The following is an 18878-nucleotide window of genomic DNA, read 5'->3' as shown; positions in this document are numbered from 1 at the left end:
ATTGACGATGTGCCCGCCGCCCTGTTCGAGCATGCGCGCGTAGGCGAGCTGGGTGCCGTGCACGACGCCCCAGAAGTTGACGTCGACGATCTGGTTCCAGGCGATATCGGTCATCTTGGCGAAATCGCCGCCGACCACGATGCCGGCATTGTTGAACATGAAGTCGAGCCGCCCGTGCTCGGCGACGGCGCGCTCGACCACGTCGGCGAGGGCCTCGCGGTCGGTGACGTCGGCGACCATGGTCGTGAGGCCGCCGGTGCTGCTCGCGGCCAGGGAGTCCAGGCCCGCCACCGCGCGGTCGACGGCATAGACGCACACGCCGCGCTGCAGCAACCTGGTCACGAGCGCTCTCCCCATGCCGGAGGCGGCACCCGTGACGATCGCGGTGACAACGGAATAGGTCATGCGCCCGAGGTTAAGCACCTTCGCTTAATAGAACAAGTGTCAGTTTCGGGCGGCGGGGGCCGGTCAGGCCCTGCGATACCGGCGCACAACGACTTTCGCGGGCCGGATGGACCGATCTCCTATCGTCAGCCCCGGCTGGATGACCGACTCCACGGTCCGGTCGGCGGCCGGATCGTCGGTGTCGGTGAGCTCGGCGGCCTCCATGGTGTCCGGATCGAAGTCCGTGCCCCGGAACGGCGTCACCAGCTCACCGCCCCGCTCGGCCAGCATGCGCTCGACCCGGCGGCTCATGGTCTCGAAGCCCTGGCGGTCCGGCTCCGAATCGGTGGTGGAGGCGAAGGTCTGGGCCAGGCCGTGCAGGGCGAACAGGTCGCGGATCAGGGGAGCGTCGGCTTCGGCGCGCTCGTCGCGGATCTTCAGTTTCGCCTCGTCGGCCAGTCGCTCGATGGTGGCGGCCTGCCGGGCGATGACGCGGGCCAGGTCGTCGATGCGCTCGGTGATGCGGTCGAGTGTCGTGGCCGGTAGGTCGGTCGGGGCGGGCACTGCGGGCAGGGCCGGGAGGGTGGCCGCCGGGGCTGGATCGGTCATGCTCGAACGATAGACCCGGTAGTCGGTCCCGGCTGCTACCATCGCCGTCGTGGGGGTCTATGGAATCGATCTGGGCACAACGAATTCGGCAATTGCGACGATTGACGCAGACGGCCGGCCGGAGGTGCTGATCGGGCTCAATGGGGAACCGACCGTCCCGTCTGTCGTCTTGTTCGCCTCCGCCACCGACCATGTGGTGGGGGAGGGTGCGCGCCGGCAGGCCCGCCTCGATCCCGATCACGTGTGCACGCTGGTGAAACGCCGCATGGGAGATGCGGAGTGGCGGTTCGGCGCACACGGGCAGCTGTGGTCGGCGCCCGCGGTCTCCTCCCTCATTCTGAAAAGCCTTGCCGCCGATGCCGAATTCGCGGGCGGCGAACCGGTGCGGCGGGTGGTGATCACGGTGCCCGCCTACTTCGGCGACGAGGAGCGCCGGGCCACCATCCAGGCCGGCACCTACGCCGGATTCGAGGTGGCGGGCGTGCTGTCCGAGCCCATCGCGGCGGCGCTGTCCTACGGTTTCGGGCGCCTGGACGGCGGCATCGAGATCGGCGCGTCGCCGGCGCGCGAGACCGTGCTGGTCTACGACCTCGGGGGCGGCACCTTCGACGCCACCGTCATCGAACTCGCCGACCGCCGCATCTCGGTGCTGGCCGTGGAGGGCGATCATCAGCTCGGCGGCGCGGACTGGGACGAGCGGCTGGCGCTGCACCTGTCCCAGCGGTTCTGCGCCGCCAATCCGGATGCCGAAGACCCCCTGGACGATTCGGTCGGCTCGCAGCTGCTGGTGCTGGCGGCCGAGCAGGCCAAACGTGAGCTCACCACCGCCGACAGCACCGAGGTGGTGATCGCGCACGACGGCGCGCGGGCGGTGATCCCGCTGACCCGCGACGAACTCGAGGCCATGACCGCCTCGCTCATGCGGCGCACGGTGGATCTCACCAAGGCGGTGCTGGCCGCGGCCGGGCAGCGCGGGGTCCGGCAGGTGGATCGGCTGCTGCTGGTGGGCGGCTCGTCGCGGATGCCGATGGTGGCCGAGCAGCTGCACAAGGAATTCGGGCTGATCGGTGAGCTGCGCGATCCGGATCTGTCGGTGGCGCGCGGGGCCGCGCTCTACGGCGAGAAGCTGGAGATGGAGCGGCTGGTGGCCGCGGATCTGGCGACCCGTGGGCGACTACGCGACGGCGCCGGGCTGAGCGAGGCGGATCCGGTTGATCTGGAGGCCTCGCTGGCGCGAGTGGCCGATTCGTTCGGGCAGCCGGTGAGCCTGGTGCGCCGCATGATCGAGATCCAGGTGGACACGGTGGTGTCGCGTGGCTTCGGGGTGCTGGCGCTGGATCCGTTCAACGGGCTGGCGGCCAGCTGGCTGGTGCATCGCAATCAGACCCTGCCCATTCGCGTGCGGCGGTCCTACGGGACGGTGCGGGCGGACCAGGATCAGATCGAGCTGACCATCGTGGAGCAGCAGGGGCAGGCGGCGTCGACGCGGCCCGAGGACACGAAGGTGTTGGTGGAGGGCAGGATTCGGGACATTCCACCCGGGTATCCGGAGGGTAGTGAAGTCCGGGTGACCTTCGAGATGGGATTCGACGGCGTGCTGCACGTGACCGCCTACCATGTGGATGCCGATCTGCCGCTGACGCTTTCGGTGCAGACCGGGGCCACCCTGTCGCAGGCGGATGTGGAGCGCGAACTGGATCAGTTGCAGCGCACCCGGCGTCGCAACTCCTGACCGGTATACGCTATCCGACGACAAGCCATGCATGCCTTCGATTCCAATGACTACCGCAAGCGCGTCCTCGCTGCCGTCGAACGCCGGGGCGGGCTCGGTGAGTCGGATGCCTTCGAGCTGTACGATATTCCGCTCGGGGAGGCCGCGCGGCTGAGCGACGCCGAGGTGGCGGCGCGGGTCGAGGCGGTCTGGGCGTTCTGGCAGAAGCTGCGCGACCATCCCAAGTACCGGGTGCTGGCCGGGCTGCTGGTAGACGCGCACGCCGAACTCTCGGAACCCTTGCTGCACACCGGTTCCCGGCTCGTCGAGGCGGATCGGGTGACGCAGTTGCGGGCCCGGCGGGAGGCCGAGCGCTACGAGATGCTCGACGCCGCCATCGAGCGGCTGGTGGCGCGGCACGGCGGCATTCCCGCCGCCAAGATCCCCGGCCTCGAGGACATCGGCCGGATGGGCGGGCTGACCGTGGCCGAGATCGCCGCCCGGGTGCGCCGCCACCGCATCATCGACGAGGCGCCCGCGCCGGCGTCGCCGCCCGCCGCGCCCGCCCTGAGTTCCGAACGCCGCTGGCAGATCCGCGCGCTCCTCGCCGAATACGAGCGCCTGCTTTCCGGCGATCCGGTCCCCACCCTGCTGGCCCTGCTCGGCATGGAATTCGCCGCCGCCCACCACACCAACGAGATCCGCCTGCGCGCCGGCGCCCTGCGCGCCCGCACCCGCGAACTGCCGCCCGGCCGGATCCGCGTGGTCCTCGACGAACTCCTCATCCATATCGGCGACGTCCTCGAGCCCGGCGGCGCCATGGTCGACGCCTACCTCCTCGCCATCACCGAGACGGTCACCGACCAGCTCCGCCCCCAGGTCCGCGCCGCCGTTCTGGTCGAAGACCTCCTGGTAGCAGCGGATTTCGACTACCTGCTCGGCGTCGCCATCGCCGCCGGCCTCGACCGCGCCGCCGCGGAACGCATCCTCATCACCCTCACCGACGAACTCGGCACCACCGTCGAAGGCCGCGAGCACCTCGCCGCCCCGCCCCGCCCCAGTGGGCCCGCGCAGACCAGCTCCGCCACAACGACTTCGACCCACTCGGCGGGGAATGGTGCTCCATCGGGGACCGGCGCGGCCGCCGGAAGCGAATTCGGCCGCGACCCCGCGAGCAACCCTCAGGGTGAGGGTCCGGCCGCCTCCGACAGCGGCGACTCGGCGGGCGGCTTCGGCCCGGACCGCGATGCGGCGACCGCTGCCGGAAGCGCGGGCGGCTCGTCGGGAACCGGTGGCGGGCGACGGTATTCGGGCGGTGGCGCACCTGTTCGAGGTCGAGGAGAGGCGCCGGAGGCGGCGCAGTGGCAGCGGACGCCCTATACGGGCGAGGCGGGCGGTGCGGGTGCGGGGCGGCCGTGGCAGGCGGCGTTGCGGGCGGCGCGGGCCTCGCTGCGGGCGGGACGGCCCAGGGAGGCGGCCGGATTCGTCACCGATGCGCGGCGCGGGGTCGGGGACGACAGTCTGGGGGCGCGGTCGGTGCGGGCGGTGGGGGAAGAGGTCGAGCGGGTGCTGGCGGAGGCGGCCGTGCACTGGCGGGCGGCCGTGTCCTGTTGTGCGGGGCGGCGGTTCGTGGAGGCGCTGGGCGAGCATCTGGATTTCCTGGATCGGCGGGCGGCGGATGTGCCCAATCCCGATCCGCGGGGAGCTGGCCGGGAGTTGCTGATCGGGCGGGCGCGGGCGGCGGTGATGGAGGCGGGGCGGCTGTTCGAGGCGCTGCCGTCGGATCCGGGACTGCGCATGCAGGCCGTGCGGGCCGTGCTCGAGGTGTGCGCCGACCATGCCGAGGCGCTGGCGGCGCTGGCCGAATTGCAGGTGGGCGCGCCGGGAACGGTGACGGCGAGCCGCAAGCCGGACGGGACGGTGGTGATCGCCTGGCTCCCGTCGCGGACCACGCAGGTGGAGTACCGGGTCACGCGGCTGCTGGCCGACGGGTCGTGGCGGGTGGTGGGCCGCACCCGCGGCACCGCGCTGGAGGACGGCGGGGCGCCGACCGGGCCGGTGCCGGTGTACGGGGTGGTGGCGTCCGTCTCCGGCCGGTCCTCCGAAATGGCACGGTCCGATGGGGATTCGGGCCGCGATCCGGCCCAGGGCGGCGAGCCGGATGCCGCAGGTGGCGGGCCCGATGGCGACCGGCCCAGCGGTATGCCCACCGTGCGCAGCCTGACCGAACAGCGCGGGCTGCTGGTCTTCGAATGGCCGATCGGCATCACCGAGGTGATGGTGGTGGCCCGCCCCGACGCCCCGCCGGTGGATCCCGAGGATCCCCGGGCGCGCCGGTGGAAGGTCACCAATATGCGCTACGAGATCGACGGCGGGGTGCGGATCCCGTCCGAGGTCCCGCGGCCCTGTCACGTCGCCGTGGCTTCCTGCCGGCGCGATGCCACCGGAACTCTCACTGTCGCCGCTGGATTCGGCCCGGACGCCCGGATTCGCTGGGTGCGCTGAGAGCCGCTGTGGCCCCGCATGGGAATCTGGTGGGGGCCGGGTCTGTTGCTGCGAGGACCGGTCGCGAACAGAGAGGCGGAGCTGGGTGATTCCGAAGTTGATGGCGGTGAGCGACATCCATGTCGGTCATCAGGGCAACAAACCGGTGGTCGAGGCGATCCGCGCGGATTCCCCCGAGGACTGGCTCATCCTGGCCGGTGACGTCGGCGAGAAGACCGATGACATCCGCTGGGCCCTGGAGACCCTGCGCGGCCGCTTCGCCAAGGTCATCTGGGTGCCCGGCAATCACGAATTGTGGACCACCGCAAAGGATCCCGTGCAGATGCACGGCGCGGCCCGCTACGACTACCTGGTCTCGCTGTGCCGCGATGTGGACGTCGTCACACCGGAGGACCCGTTCCCGGTGTGGGAGGGCGCGGGCGCGGAGGAGTTCGGCGGCGCGGTCACCCTGGCCCCGCTGTTCATGCTCTACGACTACTCCTGGCTGCCGGAGGGCGCGAAGACCAAGGCCGAGGGCCTGGCCATCGCCAAGGACCGCAATGTGGTGGCCACCGACGAGTTCCTGCTCTCGGCCGAGCCGTACCTGACGCGCGACGCCTGGTGCCACGCCCGCGTCCAGTACACCCAGCGCCGCCTCGACGCCCTGCCCGCCGACACCCCGCTGGTGCTGATCAACCACTTCCCGCTGCTGCGCAAGCCGGTCGACATGATGTGGTACCCGGAGTTCTCGCTGTGGTGCGGCACCGACCTCACCTCCGACTGGCACACCAGCTACAACGTGGTCTGCGCGGTCTACGGCCACCTCCACATCCCCCGTACCACCTGGTACGACGGCGTCCGCTTCGAAGAGGTCTCCCTCGGCTACCCCCGCGAATGGCAGCGCCGCGGCCTCCCCGACAAACTCCTGCGCCAGATCCTCCCCGTCCCCGACTACGGCGACACCCTCAACGAGTGGGGCGGCCACTTCAAGATCACCCCCGAAATGCAGGCCGCTGCCCTGAAGATGAAGGAAGCCGCCGAACGCCGCCGCGGCCTGGCCTGACACCCGATGGGGCATCGGGCCGGCCGCTTGCCGCGGCGGCCGGCCCGATCCACCGGTGAGACACCGGTTTTCAGAGCAGGTGTTCGATGCGCACCGGGAACTCGCGGATGCGTTTACCGGTGGCGTGCGCGATCGCGTTCACGATGGCGGCGGCCGCGCCGATCATGCCGAGCTCGCCGAGCCCCTTCACACCCAGCGGGTTGACGATCGCGTCGTTGACCTCCACGAAGGAGATGTCGACCTCCGGTGCGTCGGCATTGACGGGCAGCAGGTATTCCAGCAGTGACGGATTGGCCCACGCGCCGGTGCGCGCATCCGGCAGCGTCGCCTCCAGCAGCGCCTGCGACAGCCCCCAGTTCATGCCGCCCAGCACCTGGCTGCGCGCCAGCTTGGCATTGAGCACCCGCCCGGGCGCGAAGGCCCCCACCATGCGCCGCACCCGGACCAGCCCGAGTTCCGGATCCACCGCCACCTCGGCGAACTGCGCACCGAAACTGATGCGCCCGAACGGCAGATCGCCGGTCGGCGGGTGCCAGGTGCCGATGGTCTCCAGGTCGGTGAGATGGTGGCGGGTCAGCAGCGCCGAATACGTCTCGCCGACAGCGGGATTGAAGCGCGCCCGCAGCCGCCCGCCGCGCGCCTCGATCTCCGGGGCGATCCGCCCGTGCAGCGGCGACTCCGGATCGCCGACCGCGAGCGCGATCAACTGCCCGCGCAGATCGGTGCACGCGGTGTGCACGGCCGCGCTGATCATGCCCGCACCCATCGATCCGACGGCCGCCGCGATGTTCGGGTAGTCGGTGTCGCCGATATCGACTCGGATGCGGTCGAATTCGACGCCCAGGGCGTCCCCTGCGACCTGCGCCATGGCGGTGGCCACGCCGGTGCCGAAGTCCTGGGTACCCGCCTGCACGATCAGCGCCCCGTCGGCGAGCAGCCGCGCATGGGCGCGCTGCGGCTGCCCCGGCTCGTACACCGGGTATCCGGCGGTGGCCATGCCCCAGCCCAGCAGCCAGTGGCCGTCGACGCGCGGAGTGCCGCGCCCGGTCTCACCGGACCAGCCGAAGCGTTCGGCGGCGGTTCGCACGCATTCGGCGTACCCGTCGGAACTCCACGGATGCCCGCTCGCCGGGTCGATGGCGGCGTGATTGTGCAGGCGCAATGCCATCGGGTCCATGCCGATGGCGGCGGCCAGCTCGTCGACGGCGCACTCCATGGCGAGCATGCCGGAGGCCTCGCCGGGCCCGCGCGTGAACGTCGGCGACATGAGGTTGCCGCGAATGAGGCGATACTGCCCGTCCCAGTGCGGAATCGCGTACGCCTGCCCGGCCACGCCCAGCGACACCTCGGCCCAGTCGTCGAACGGTGAGGTGACGGACAGCTTGTGGTGCCGCAACCCGGTGAAGGTCCCCTGGCCGTCGCAGGTCAGCGTGACCCGCTGCTCCTGTTCCTCCCGCAATCCGGTGCCGTAGAACATCTGCTCGCGGGTGAGCACCACCTTGACCGGGCGGCCCAGTTCCCGGGCGAGCATGGGCGCGAGCGTGACATGCGGCCAGATCAGGGCCTTGCCGCCGAAGCCGCCGCCCACGTAGTGCGCGACCACTCGCACATTCGCGGGTGAGATGCCCAGGTACGCGGCCACCGTGGCCTGGGTGGCGCTCACGCCCTGGGTGGCGTCGTACACGGTGACGGTGTCGCCGTCCCAGCTCGCCGCGGTGGCCGAGCACTCGATGGGATTGTGGTGGTTGGCGGCGAAATGGTAAGTGGCGTCGACGGTGTGGACCGCGGTGCCGGCCGCCGCCTCGAAGTCCCCACGCGACTGCACGGCCGGGACGAGACCGCAGAACACCGTCTTCGGCTGATACTGCGCGTCGCGTCCGTCCTCGAGCCGGATGAGCGGCTGCTGCGCGTCGTAGTCGGCCGTCACGAGCTCGGCCGCGTGCTGGGCGCACTCGAAGGTATCCGCGACCACCACGGCGATCGGCTGGCCGTAGTAGTGAATCGTGGTGTCCTGCAAGGGGAAGAAGGTCTGCCCGGGCGCGGGCCCGCCGAAGCCGGACGGCCACTGTGACGGGATGGCTGCCACCTTCGGCAGATTCTCGTGCGTGTAGACCGCGACCGCCCCCGCCGCGAGCGCGGGCCCGCTGTCGATGGAAAGCACTGTGCCGCTGCCGATCCGCGCGCCCACGATCACCGCGTGCACCAGCCCGGCCAGCGGCACCTCGGCGGTGTACTGCGCCGCCCCGGTGACCTTGGCGCGCCCGTCGACCCGATCGAATCCCTGCCCGATCAGCGGCCGGGCTGCGGTGGCGGTCATCGCGTCGCTCCCGAAAGCGGTTGCGGTGACACCGTTTCCAGCGCCCGCACCAGCGTCCGCCGCGCCAGTTCCGCCTTGAACGCGTTCATGGGATGCGAGGTGTCCGCGCCCTGCACTTCGATCGCCGCGGCCTTGTCGAAGTTCTCCCGGGTCGCGGACACCCCGATCAGCAACTGCTCGGCGATCCGGGCGCGCCACGGCTTGGTCGCGATACCGCCCAGCCCGATCCGCACATCCAGCACCGTGCCGTCGGCGACGCTCAGCGCGACCGCCGCCGAGGCGAGCGCGAACTCGTAGGACTCCCGGTCGCGCACCTTCAGATAGTGCGAGTTGCGGGCGAACGGCAGTGCGGGCACATCGATGCGGGTGATCAGTTCGTCGGGGGCGATCGGATGCTCGAGCTGCGGGGTGCGGCCGGGCAGCAGGAAGAAGTCGTCGAAGGCGATCGTGCGTTCCCCGCGCGGACCCCACACGGTGACCGTCGCCTCCAGGGCCGTCAACGGGACCGCCACATCCGAGGGGTGGGTGGCGAAGCACCGCTGCCCGGTCCCGAGCACCGCGTGCCCCCGGTGCAACCCTTCGATCGCATCGCAGCCCGACCCGGGAGCGCGCTTGTCGCAGGCGCCGGCGGGATCCCGGAAATACGAGCACCGCACCTTCTGCATGAGGTTGCCGCCCATGGTCGCCATGTTCCGCAACTGCGCCGACGCCCCCTGGCGCAAAGCCTGCGAGAGGAACGGATAGCGTTCGGCCACACCGGATTCCGCCGCCACCTCGCTCATGGTGGCGAGCGCGCCGATGCGCAGCCCGCCGTCGGCGGTGTGCTGGATTCCGCCCAGCGGCAGCCAGGTGATGTCCACGACATTGTCCGGTTCCAGCGCGCCGGTGCGCAGCAGGTCCACCAAGGTGGTGCCGCCCGCCAGGAAAACCGTTGCGGGCCTGGAGGTCACGGTGCTCACCGCCTGTTCGACGGTGGTCGGCCGGGCGTAGGAGATGGGTTTCACGGCAGCTCACCCTCCTCGCGCCGCAGGGCATCCCGGCCCTGGCGGACGGCCTCCCGGATGTTCTGGTAGGCCGCGCACCGGCAGATATTGCCGCTCATCCACTCCGCGATCTCGGCCTCGGATTCGGCGTGGCCCTCCTCGATGCACTTGATGGCCGACATGATCTGGCCGGGAGTGCAGTAGCCGCACTGGAATCCGTCGGCCGCCAGGAACGCCCGCTGCACCGGATGCAGCCGGTCCCCGTCGGCCACGCCCTCTATGGTGGTGATCTCGCGGCCCTCGGCGGCCAGCGCCAGGGTCAGGCAGGCCAGCACCCGCCGATTGTCGATCCACACCGTGCAGGCGCCGCAGGCGCCCTGGTCGCAGCCCTTCTTGGTGCCGGTCAGGTGCAGGTGCTCGCGCAGTGCGTCCAGCAGGCTGGTGCGGGGTTCGAGCACCGTGTAGTGGTCGTGGCCGTTGACGCGCAGGGTGGTCATGGTGCGGGTGGGCCCGATGAATCCGGCCGGCGCGGAGCCGGTCCGTTTCGATGGTTCGACGGTCATATCGCGCCTCCTGCCTCGCGGACTCGCCGGGAGCGCCGCGATGGTTGCGGACTGCGGATTGGATATGAGCTGGCAAAAGCCTAGCAACGGACCCGCGGCGGTGTCCGGCGAAGAGCGCTCCCCGATGACCGGCGGAGCCGCCCGCGCCCGCCCGGTAGGCTCGATTCGGCAGTGCCGGAAGCGAGCAGGAGGCGGGTCATCGAGGAGCGGGCAGTCGCGGCGACGGAGTCGGCGCGCATACTCGGCAGGATTGTGCCCAACGGGGTCGCCGCGGCCGAACTGACGGCGTACCCGGAGGACCTGAAACCGCACCCCGGCGAGGAGCACCTGATTGCCCGCGCGGTCGAGAAGCGGCGCCGGGACTTCATCGGCGCGCGCTACTGCGCCCGGCAGGCGCTGGCCCAGCTGGGGGAGCCCGCCGTCGCCATCGGCAAGGGCGGCACCGGTGAACCGGTGTTCCCGCGCGGCATCGTCGGCAGCCTCACCCACTGCGACGGCTACCGGGCTGCCGCGCTCGGCCACAAACTGCGCTTCCGGTCCATCGGCATCGATGCCGAACCGCACGGTCAGCTGCCGGACGGCGTCCTGGACTCGGTGAGCCTGGCGCCCGAGCGGCAGTGGCTGCGGACCGTGCTGCCCGGCACCGATCTGCATCTGGACCGGCTGCTGTTCTGCGCCAAGGAGGCCACCTACAAGGCGTGGTTCCCGCTCACCGGCCGGTGGCTGGGCTTCGAGGACGCGCACATCACCTTCACCGTGGACGAGGAGTCCGCGGGCGGCGGCGCGGGCACCTTCCACACCGAGCTGCTCGTCCCCGGCTCGGTCACCGACGGCGGCAGTCCGCTGACCTCGTTCGACGGCCGCTGGCTGATCAGCGACGGCCTCATCCTGACCGCGATCGTGGAGGCCTGATGGGCGCGGTGCAGGCCAAGCGCGAGAAGCTGCCGCCGCTGGTCGACGCCTTCGGCGGCCTGCTGATCGTCGACAAGGACGGCGGCTGGACCAGCCACGACGTGGTCGCCAAGAGCCGAAGGCTGTTGCGCACCAAGAAGGTCGGGCACGCCGGCACCCTCGACCCGATGGCCACCGGCGTGCTGGTGCTGGGTGTGGAACGGGCCACCAAACTGCTGGGGCAGCTGATCCTGACCACCAAGGCGTACACCGCCACCATCCGGCTCGGGCAGTCCACCGTGACCGACGACGCCGAGGGCGAGGTCACCGCGACCACCGCGGCCGGGCATCTCACCGACGCCGAGATCGCCTCGCACATCGCCACATTGACCGGCGACATCCAGCAGGTGCCCGCCACCGTCAGCGCCATCAAGGTCAATGGCGAACGCGCCTACGCCCGCGCCCGGGCCGGTGAGGACGTGGAGCTGGCCGCGCGCCCCGTCACCGTCAGCCGCTTCGACGTCCTCGCCCGCCGCGATATCGACACCGGCACAACCCGATTCGTCGATCTCGACGTCGAGGTGGAGTGCTCCTCCGGCACCTACATCCGGGCCCTGGCCCGCGACCTCGGTGAAAAGCTCGGCGTCGGCGGCCATCTGACCGCGCTGCGCCGCACCCGCGTCGGCCCCTTCACCCTCGAGCACGCCCGCACCCTCGACCAGCTGGCCGTGGCCGCCGAGGCGGGCGAACCGCTGCTGAGCCTGGACATCGACACCGCCGTGCGCACCGCCTTCCCGGTCCGCGACATCACCGTTGCCCAGGCCGAAGACCTGCGCAACGGCCGCTGGCTGGACCCGATCGGCCTGCCCGGCGTCTACGCCGCCCTCGATCCCGAGGGGCACGCCATCGCGCTGCTCCAGGAATCGGGCAAACGCGCCTCCTCGGTCATGGTGGTCCGCCCCGCGAATCTCTGAGGCGGCCCAGTCTTCTGGCGTGGCACCGCCCGATCTCTTCTGGTATGGCACTGCCCAATCGCCGACACCGCGCTGCCCAATCCCGCACGCCGCGTGGGCGACCGGGCGCACCATGGAGAGGGTCGCTCGGTCGCGCAGAGGAGGCGAAGATGCCCACCGATCTCTCCCTCGAATCCATGAAGCAGTTCGTCGCCGACCATTTCGAGGAGTTCGTGAACCGGCGCAATGCCGCTGTCATCCACCGCAATATGACCCCCGACTTTCTCGACCACGACGGTCCCGGCGGCCGCCCCACCGACCTGATCGGCGACGAGAAGATGATGCTCGGCATGTACGAGGCCATGCCCGACCTGCACGTCACGGTGGTGGAGATGCTCGCCGAGGGCGACCGGGTGATGTGCCGCAACATCTGGCGCTGGACCGACCGCGCCACCGGGCAGCCGCTCAGCTTCCAGGGCTTCGTGCTGTGGCGCTTCCAGGGCCGCCGCATCGCCGAACGCTGGGCCACCGTCACCTCCCCCTCCCCGAGTCCGGGCTGGGCGTAGCGCCATCTGGGCGCTGGAGCGCGCCGCCCAGCTGTGCACCGAATTGCTGCTGCTGGCCGCCGAATACGCGTTCGGGCTCGGGCAGGTCGATCTCGTCGACCGGTTGCTGCGAGGCGCCGCGGGCACCGAACTGTCCGAGCTCGACCACGGGCGGTTTCTCTGGGGGTTGCCGGGAGTCTGAGGCGGTTCGGTCGTAGGTTTGTGCAGCTCAGCGGCTTTCGCGGTGACTGTAGCAAATCGCGACAGGTGTTGTGCTGGTCATCGGGGATCGAGTCCGAGTTCGGTGAGCAGGTCGCGGATGTGGGCTTCGATCTGGTCGCGGATGGGGCGGACCGCGTCGATGCCTTGTCCGGCGGGGTCGTCGAGTTTCCAGTCGCGGTAGGAGATTCCGGGGAAGTAGGGGCAGGTGTCGCCGCAGCCCATGGCTGCCGCCCCGGCCGTCGCGCCGCACGCACGCATCAACCACCGTGACATCCGGCCAGGACATCGGCCCACCTTTGACGCTCAACGAACCGGCAACCGCGAACGGCGTTCCGCCGAGTGCCGGACCTGGCCGCAACGGCCGACCGAACGCGTCCCGGAGCGTACCGTCCTGCCTCAGCCGATGCCGTCCTGCACCGGATAGTCGATGACGACCACACCGCCGGTGGCGTAGTTGACGACATCGGCGGCCGCCCGCTGGCCGTACTCCGACGCCCGCGCCGCGGCCATGGCGGCGGCGTCAGCGAAGTCGGCTTCGAAGACCGCGAAATACGGCGCTTCTCCCTTGGTCGCCGCCACGTCGAAGCTGTAGCGCCACGCAAGCAGGCCGGGCCAATTCATGACCAGCGGAAGGTGGTTGGTCACGTAGTAGTCGCGGAAGTGGTCAGGGTCGATGGGCTTGGGATATAGGACCACCAACTTATGCATGACTGCCTCCTGCATCTACCGCGGTCGGTTGAATCGTCATATGTGCAGGTTAGGGCTTGATGTGTGGTCGAGGGAAAGACCGGGACGCGATAGGCTCAGAACGGATCGTTATCAATCGAGGGGGAGGGCATGTGGCGCCGGATACGGTGAGCCTGCGGTACTTTCTGGTGCTGGCGCAGGAGTTGAACTTCACCCGCGCGGCCGCACGGATCGGTATCGCGCAGCCCGCACTCAGTGCCCGGATGCGCCGATTGGAGACGGAACTCGGTACGAGCCTGCTGGTTCGCAACACGCGTAGCGTCGTATTGACCACGGCCGGTGCGGCTTTGGCGGAGTCCGCGCCGCCCGCGCTGGCGGCGCTGGACCGGGCATGGGACACCGCCCGGAATGCGGGGGCCGGTGAACTGGGCACGCTGCGCATCGGATACAGCCTCAGCGCGGGGGCCGAGACAGCACCGGCCCTGGTAGACAGGCTCATTCGCAGCAGCCCGGGACTTGAGGTCGGCGCGGTCCCGATGGCGACACCGGAGATCTCCCCCGCGGTCGCCGACGGCCGCATCGATGCGGGGATCACCCGCGGTGAACAGCCGGGTCGTGGCGTGCGCCGGTTCCTGCTGCGGCGTGTGCGCGTCGGGGTCCAATTGGCACAGCATCATCCGCTGGCCGAACACCCGGAGATCGAAATCGCCGATGCGGCCGCGTATCCGCTGCGACTCCCCGACCGCACCGCCAACCCCGTGATCCACGACCAGCTGTCCGCACTGTTCCGCGACACCCGGCCGAACCCCCGATTCCACACGCCCGCAGTCTCTTTCGACATGTCTCAGCGCGACCTACGCGACGGGCTCACCCTCGCCCCGGCCGGTGAAACTGCGGTCACGACAGCACCGGCCGGTCTCACGTGGCGACCGCTGCAGGGCGCACCCACCTTGACGATCCACCTGGTCCTCCCGCGCGTGCAGTCGCCACTACACCGCCGCATCCGTACCGTCGCCAAAACCCTGGCACACGAGCTGCACTGGCTGCCGGACTGACGCGCAGCAGGTCACGCGAGACGGACGTCGGCGGTGGCGAGGCCGAAGACCTTGCGGCCCGCGGACTTCGCGGTAATGACGACGACGGCGGTCTTGCTGGCCAGGTCGACCGACTTGATGCGCCCGGTGAACTCGACAGTTCCGGCGGAGGCGGCTTCGATGACCGTGTAGTTCGACAGGCGGACGCCGTTCCGCGCCGGAGTCGATCGCCGATCACGGCATCGAGGACGTGGACGGAGAGCAGTTCGGTGGGGGCGTCGCTGTGGCGGTACTGCTTCAGCGTCGCGGTCGTGATGACCTCGGGGACGACCGTATGGTCCTGGCCGCCGGTGACCAGCAGCAGCGGTGTGGCCGGATCGCGGTCGGTGTTCACCGGCACTCGCTGACCATCGACCACGGCTGGGCCGAGATCGCCGACGCCACCCTGACCTGGCTGGCAGCGCAGGGCCTGTGAGGTGCGGGCGCAATCGCCCACCCGAACCACCGAGGAGATGAACCTCGCACCCGCATGGCCGCCTACTCTTCAAGGGTGGAATTGCGGCAGTTGCGGTATTTCGTGGCGGTGGCGGAGGAGCTGCATTTCCGGCGCGCGGCGGAGCGGTTGTTCATCTCCACTCCGACGTTGAGCCAGCAGATCCGGGCCATCGAACGTGAGGTCGGCGGACCGTTGCTGATCCGCGGCAGTCATGGCGTGGAGCTGACGGCCGCGGGTGAGGTGCTGTTGAAGACCGCCCGGAGCGTGCTGGAGGCGGCCGAGACAGCGCTGCGCGAGACCCGTGCGGTCGCCCAGCCCGGCAATGCGGTGTTCCGCCTCGGCATCGTGAACGGCGCGCCCGCCTGGCTGCCGGGTCGGCTCGAGGCGCTGCTCAAGGCCCGGCAGCCGGGGGTGCGCATCGCGCTGTCCACCGGTACCAGCGGCGACCAGGCGCGGTTGCTGGATCGGGAGGAGGTCGACCTGGCCGTGCTGCGCATGCCGGTCCGGCTGGCCGATCACCTCACCTGCACCCCCATCGCCGACGAGGAGCTCGGCATCGTCATGTCCCGCGAACACCCGCTCGCGGCAGCGGTTTCGGTGGAACCGGCGCACCTCGGCGACCACGAGCTCATCATGTTCGCCCGCGACGCGGCCCCCGAGGTCCACGACTCGGTGCTGTCGCAATTGCGCGAGCGGGGTGCGACCGTCGTCCTCAGCGACAGCGCCATGAGTCACGCCCAGATGCTGCAGCTGCTTCCGCTCCGCCCCGGGGCCATCGGCGTCGGCTCCGCCCGCACCGCGACGGTCCCCGGCCTGGTCTGGCGGCCGCTGCAACCCCGCCCCCTGGTCATCACCTACGCCGCCGCCTGGCGCACCACCACCCGAAACCCCCTGCTGCACACCATGGCCGACGCCCTCGCCGGCGGCCTCCGCCTCGGTTCCAGCTGACCGGTTCCCGCCCGGACCTCGACTTCGAGAAACGGTCCGGGCGGCGACAACCGCAGCCGCCTGCTGGATCGCGCGGTGACCGTGTGGGCCGACGGCGTGGGCCCCCGGCGCGGGGCTTGAACGAGCGGCTGTTCGACCTGGCGGCCACCGCGCCGGAGGTGCCCGCGTTCGCCGGCCCGGACCAGCGGGCGCTGGAGCCGGGCTCGCGGCGTTCCAGCCCTGACGCACGCGGCCGGCCTGCGGTGTTAGCCCCGGCCTCACAGCTGTTCGACCGCGCGTCGTGGACGCGGGGTGCGCGCCGGCGGTTTGCTGAATGGCATGACAGACAACGGATTCGGAACACAGGTCGGACGGGCGGTTGTGGTGGGCGGCGGCTCCGGTATGGGCCAGGCGATCGCCGACGCCCTGCTGGCGGCGGGCAACGAGGTGATCATCGTCGGCCGGTCGGAGCAGCGACTGGCCGACGCGGTGCGGGAGCTCGGGGATGGGAAGGTGAGTGCCGTCGTCGCGGATGTCGCTGACGAGGAACAGGTTTCGCGGTTGTTCGAGACCGTCGGGACCGTCGATCATGTGATCACCACCGCCGCCGATCTGGCCGGGGCGTACGGCCCCGTCGCCACCTTCGACTTCGAGCACGGGCGCGGCTTTCTCGAGACCAAGCTGATCGGGTCGATGCTGCTGGCCAAGCACGCGCGGTTGACGGAGAACGGCTCGCTCACCTTCATTTCCGGGATCGCCGCCTACCGCCCGGCGGTGGGCGGGGCCATGGTGGCGGCGGTGAATGCCGCGCTGGAGGGGTTGACGCGGGCGCTGGCGGTGGAGCTGAGCCCGATTCGGGTGAACGCGGTGTCGCCCGGCTGGGTGCTGACCGACATCTGGGAATCGATGCCCTGGGAGGACAAGCAGGAACGGCTGGCGGCCATGGCCGAGAAGCTGCCCGCCAGGCGGTTGGGTCGACCGGACGACATTGCGGCCGCCGTGCTTTCGGTCATCGGCAACGGTTTCGTCACCGGCACCGTCCTGCACGTGGACGGCGGGCACCGCCTCGTCTGATCTCGGTGCCGGTGGTTCTCCGGATGCTGCCTGATTGCCGACGCGTCGATTCGAGTAGCCGAGTACTCATGCCCTCCGGTTCGGACCGGCTCACCCTGTAGAGGGGCGAAACGGGCCCATCCATTACCGGCCTCGGGGGTGAGGGGGGCTGTGGCTACTCGCGGCCTCCGAACTCGTTCTCCGGCTGGGTCATTCGATGATCCCGCAGATTCGACCCTGCTGGAAACCGCCCGAAGAGGAGATCACCGCAATGAGCACATCACGCGACAACGAGAACTACGTGGTCGGATCTGGCCCGGCCGAAATGGCCGGCGTCGAGGCCGGCGAAGAATACTGGACGCCTGAACGCCGAGCCGCGGCCATCCCGGTTCCGCTGCCGCGGGAGCGTAAGGCCGCACGGCCCCGGCAGGCGATCGCACCGCAGCCATCCGGAAAGGCCGGACATACCCCGGCGGGTCACAATGGAACCGCACGCGCGCACCGAGATTCGGGCCATGGCGGCACCAGCGACGCCGACCCGGTACTGAACCCGCTCGCCTACCCGTACACCACCTGCGGCAAGCTGTTCTTCACCCAGAACAACAGCAACTTCGCCGGATCGGCGGCGTTCGTCGCGCCGAACGTCCTGCTCACCGCCGGCCACTGCGTCTTCGGCAACGGCAGCTGGTCCACCAATCTGGCGTTCTTCCCGTCCTATCCCAGTCGCGCCACCTCGGACCCCGCCTACAGCTTCAACTACAACTCTGCCGCGGCCTGGACGGCGTGGACTCAGGGCGGGGATCGCGCCTTCGACTACGGAATGATCTGGTTCGACAGCGCCCCTGGAAATCAGGTGGGCTGGCTGGGGCTGTTGTGGAACGCCGCCACCGCGGGCCGGGTCTGGGATGCGGTCGGCTACCCCGCGACACCCAGCCCGCCGTTCGACGGCAACAAGATGGACGAGGCCCTGGGCACGGTGCAATCCAGTTCGACCACCGGCACCATCGGGCTGAGCAACGACAATATGGAGCACGGCAGCAGCGGCGGACCGTGGATCACCGATTTCAACGGTTCGGCGCGCCAATATGCGAACGGGCTGCAGAGTTTTCACATCAACGACGGCGACACGGTGGAATACGGGCCGTACTTCACCCAGGACGTCAAGGGCCTGCTCGACTGGATCTCCGATCCGTCGAACCGAAGCCTCGTTCGCGCCTGAGAACCGAGGGGGAGACATCATGAGAAGGCATTCGTTCGCCTGCATTCTGCCGCCCGACCTGCTGGTCTCGCTGGCGCGGGAAGCGACGCACGAGCAGCGGTTGGCGGTCCTGACGGCCTTGGACCGGGACAGTTCGTTCCGGCAAGCTCGTGCCGAGGTCGCCGCCCGGCTCGTCGCGCCCGTCCGGCTCGCGCTGGCCGCCGCCGGTGGCACCCCGCACCGCTGGATCTACGACCAGCGGCACTCGGAGAGCCCGGGTCCGGGCACACTGGTCCGGCACGAAGGCGACCCGCCGTCCGGGGACGCCTCCGTCGACGCGGCGTATGACGGCTTCGGCGCCACCTACTCGCTGTATTGGGATGTGTTTCAACGAGATTCGATCGACGGCCAGGGTATGCCGATCGCCGGGCTGGTGCATTACGGCACCGCCTTCGACAACGCGTTCTGGGACGGTCAGGGGCGCATGTTCTTCGGCGACGGTGACGGCCAGATCCTGACCGACACCACCCGGGGCATCGACGTGATCGGCCACGAGCTGACCCACGGCGTCACCCAGCACGAAGCGAACCTGGTCTACTCGGGCGAGTCGGGTGCGCTGAACGAATCGATCTCCGACGTGTTCGGGTCGCTGGTCAAGCAGTACCGCCTGGGCCAGAACGCCGCACAGGCCGACTGGCTCATCGGCGCCGACATCGTGGGGCCGTTGCTGACACCGGCGCTGCGGTCGATGAAAGCAC

The 18878-nt window shown here is 70.1% G+C and carries 19 protein-coding genes and 1 pseudogene; 13 read left to right on the top strand and 7 right to left on the bottom strand.

All coding sequences use genetic code 11. The features are described 5' to 3' along the window. Together ACFXN1_RS20665 and ACFXN1_RS20660 are read right to left on the bottom strand one after the other, a co-directional pair. Positions 1-405: SDR family oxidoreductase (locus ACFXN1_RS20665; protein WP_379463649.1), on the bottom strand; the 405-nt coding region annotated here is incomplete at its 3' end. Positions 406-468: 63 nt separating this feature from the next. Then, positions 469-993, bottom strand: a complete 525-nt coding sequence (locus ACFXN1_RS20660) for a nucleotide exchange factor GrpE (protein WP_354839196.1) — start codon at positions 991-993, stop codon at positions 469-471. A 49-nt stretch (positions 994-1042) separates the two neighbouring features. Here ACFXN1_RS20660 and ACFXN1_RS20655 point away from each other — a divergent pair, with 49 nt between their 5' ends. From ACFXN1_RS20655 to ACFXN1_RS20645, 3 genes are all read left to right on the top strand, one after another. After that, the gene (locus tag ACFXN1_RS20655; RefSeq protein WP_379440287.1) at positions 1043-2725 is read left to right on the top strand and encodes an Hsp70 family protein; all 1683 of its coding nucleotides are present in this window, start codon (positions 1043-1045) and stop codon (positions 2723-2725) included. A 27-nt stretch (positions 2726-2752) separates the two neighbouring features. Next, entirely contained in the window at positions 2753-5209 is a 2457-nt protein-coding gene (locus ACFXN1_RS20650) for an Ig-like domain repeat protein (RefSeq protein WP_379440289.1), read from the top strand. An 85-nt stretch (positions 5210-5294) separates the two neighbouring features. Next, a complete protein-coding gene (locus tag ACFXN1_RS20645; RefSeq protein WP_354839205.1) occupies positions 5295-6251 on the top strand; it encodes a metallophosphoesterase in 957 nt (318 codons plus the stop codon). A gap of 70 nt (positions 6252-6321) precedes the next feature. On the opposite strand, the gene ACFXN1_RS20640 is transcribed toward ACFXN1_RS20645, so the two are convergent. From ACFXN1_RS20640 to ACFXN1_RS20630, 3 genes are read right to left on the bottom strand one after another with little or no spacing between them, the layout of a single operon-like run. Beyond that, entirely contained in the window at positions 6322-8568 is a 2247-nt protein-coding gene (locus ACFXN1_RS20640; RefSeq protein WP_379440291.1) for a xanthine dehydrogenase family protein molybdopterin-binding subunit, read from the bottom strand. Beyond that, positions 8565-9572, bottom strand: a complete 1008-nt coding sequence (locus ACFXN1_RS20635) for an FAD binding domain-containing protein (RefSeq protein WP_379440292.1) — start codon at positions 9570-9572, stop codon at positions 8565-8567. The genes ACFXN1_RS20640 and ACFXN1_RS20635 overlap by 4 nt, the downstream gene beginning before the upstream one ends. Then, positions 9569-10114, bottom strand: a complete 546-nt coding sequence (locus ACFXN1_RS20630) for a (2Fe-2S)-binding protein (RefSeq protein WP_379398359.1) — start codon at positions 10112-10114, stop codon at positions 9569-9571. The genes ACFXN1_RS20635 and ACFXN1_RS20630 overlap by 4 nt, the downstream gene beginning before the upstream one ends. A 237-nt stretch (positions 10115-10351) precedes the next feature. Here ACFXN1_RS20630 and npt point away from each other — a divergent pair, with 237 nt between their 5' ends. The 4 genes from npt to ACFXN1_RS20610 all read left to right on the top strand — a co-directional run bounded on the left by npt (position 10352) and on the right by ACFXN1_RS20610 (position 12705). Next, positions 10352-11026, top strand: coding sequence for a 4'-phosphopantetheinyl transferase Npt (gene npt, locus ACFXN1_RS20625; RefSeq protein ID WP_379398784.1), 675 nt, complete (start codon positions 10352-10354; stop codon positions 11024-11026). Beyond that, positions 11026-11979, top strand: coding sequence for a tRNA pseudouridine(55) synthase TruB (gene truB / locus ACFXN1_RS20620; RefSeq protein ID WP_379440294.1), 954 nt, complete (start codon positions 11026-11028; stop codon positions 11977-11979). The genes npt and truB overlap by 1 nt, the downstream gene beginning before the upstream one ends. Positions 11980-12128: 149 nt before the next feature. After that, positions 12129-12524, top strand: coding sequence for an ester cyclase (locus ACFXN1_RS20615; RefSeq protein ID WP_379440295.1), 396 nt, complete (start codon positions 12129-12131; stop codon positions 12522-12524). Positions 12525-12567: 43 nt separating this feature from the next. After that, on the top strand, positions 12568-12705 hold the full coding sequence (locus ACFXN1_RS20610; protein ID WP_379440297.1) for a hypothetical protein: 138 nt from the start codon (positions 12568-12570) through the stop codon (positions 12703-12705). 77 nt (positions 12706-12782) lie between these two features. On the opposite strand, the pseudogene ACFXN1_RS20605 reads toward ACFXN1_RS20610, so the two are convergent. Continuing rightward, positions 12783-12947, bottom strand: a pseudogene (locus ACFXN1_RS20605) (heat-shock protein HtpX); the annotation flags it as partial. A 174-nt stretch (positions 12948-13121) separates the two neighbouring features. After that, a complete protein-coding gene (locus tag ACFXN1_RS20600; protein WP_379398364.1) occupies positions 13122-13433 on the bottom strand; it encodes an EthD family reductase in 312 nt (103 codons plus the stop codon). 131 nt (positions 13434-13564) lie between these two features. Between ACFXN1_RS20600 and ACFXN1_RS20595 the strand changes: the two genes are divergently transcribed. The 6 genes from ACFXN1_RS20595 to ACFXN1_RS20570 form a co-directional block, all read left to right on the top strand. After that, complete coding sequence (locus ACFXN1_RS20595) at positions 13565-14467, top strand: LysR family transcriptional regulator (RefSeq protein ID WP_379440298.1); 903 nt, start codon at positions 13565-13567, stop codon at positions 14465-14467. A gap of 229 nt (positions 14468-14696) precedes the next feature. Beyond that, positions 14697-14921: a hypothetical protein gene (locus ACFXN1_RS20590; protein ID WP_379463648.1), complete on the top strand. Its 225-nt coding sequence runs from the start codon at positions 14697-14699 to the stop codon at positions 14919-14921. Positions 14922-14996: 75 nt separating this feature from the next. After that, positions 14997-15890, top strand: coding sequence for a LysR substrate-binding domain-containing protein (locus tag ACFXN1_RS20585; RefSeq protein ID WP_379440301.1), 894 nt, complete (start codon positions 14997-14999; stop codon positions 15888-15890). A gap of 318 nt (positions 15891-16208) precedes the next feature. Then, complete coding sequence (locus tag ACFXN1_RS20580; RefSeq protein WP_354839226.1) at positions 16209-16943, top strand: SDR family oxidoreductase; 735 nt, start codon at positions 16209-16211, stop codon at positions 16941-16943. 250 nt (positions 16944-17193) lie between these two features. After that, positions 17194-18141, top strand: a complete 948-nt coding sequence (locus ACFXN1_RS20575; RefSeq protein WP_379440303.1) for a trypsin-like serine peptidase — start codon at positions 17194-17196, stop codon at positions 18139-18141. 19 nt (positions 18142-18160) lie between these two features. Then, positions 18161-18878: M4 family metallopeptidase (locus tag ACFXN1_RS20570; RefSeq protein ID WP_379463647.1), on the top strand; the 718-nt coding region annotated here is incomplete at its 3' end.

The organism is Nocardia sp. NPDC059154, from assembly GCF_042755705.1.
Lineage (GTDB): Bacteria > Actinomycetota > Actinomycetes > Mycobacteriales > Mycobacteriaceae > Nocardia.
The sequence above is the reverse complement of the archived record's forward strand: the minus strand, read 5'-3'. Positions and strand labels throughout refer to the sequence as shown.

What these genes read in the sequence shown, in the direction of transcription:
- ACFXN1_RS20600 (WP_379398364.1), bottom strand. Translation starts at nt 13,433, where the DNA reads ATGCATAAGTTGGTGGTCCTATATCCCAAGCCCATCGACCCTGACCAC.
- ACFXN1_RS20640 (WP_379440291.1), bottom strand. Translation starts at nt 8,568, where the DNA reads ATGACCGCCACCGCAGCCCGGCCGCTGATCGGGCAGGGATTCGATCGG.
- ACFXN1_RS20615 (WP_379440295.1), top strand. Translation starts at nt 12,129, where the DNA reads ATGCCCACCGATCTCTCCCTCGAATCCATGAAGCAGTTCGTCGCCGAC.
- ACFXN1_RS20630 (WP_379398359.1), bottom strand. Translation starts at nt 10,114, where the DNA reads ATGACCGTCGAACCATCGAAACGGACCGGCTCCGCGCCGGCCGGATTC.
- truB (WP_379440294.1), top strand. Translation starts at nt 11,026, where the DNA reads ATGGGCGCGGTGCAGGCCAAGCGCGAGAAGCTGCCGCCGCTGGTCGAC.
- ACFXN1_RS20650 (WP_379440289.1), top strand. Translation starts at nt 2,753, where the DNA reads ATGCATGCCTTCGATTCCAATGACTACCGCAAGCGCGTCCTCGCTGCC.
- ACFXN1_RS20660 (WP_354839196.1), bottom strand. Translation starts at nt 993, where the DNA reads ATGACCGATCCAGCCCCGGCGGCCACCCTCCCGGCCCTGCCCGCAGTG.
- ACFXN1_RS20575 (WP_379440303.1), top strand. Translation starts at nt 17,194, where the DNA reads ATGAGCACATCACGCGACAACGAGAACTACGTGGTCGGATCTGGCCCG.
- ACFXN1_RS20580 (WP_354839226.1), top strand. Translation starts at nt 16,209, where the DNA reads ATGACAGACAACGGATTCGGAACACAGGTCGGACGGGCGGTTGTGGTG.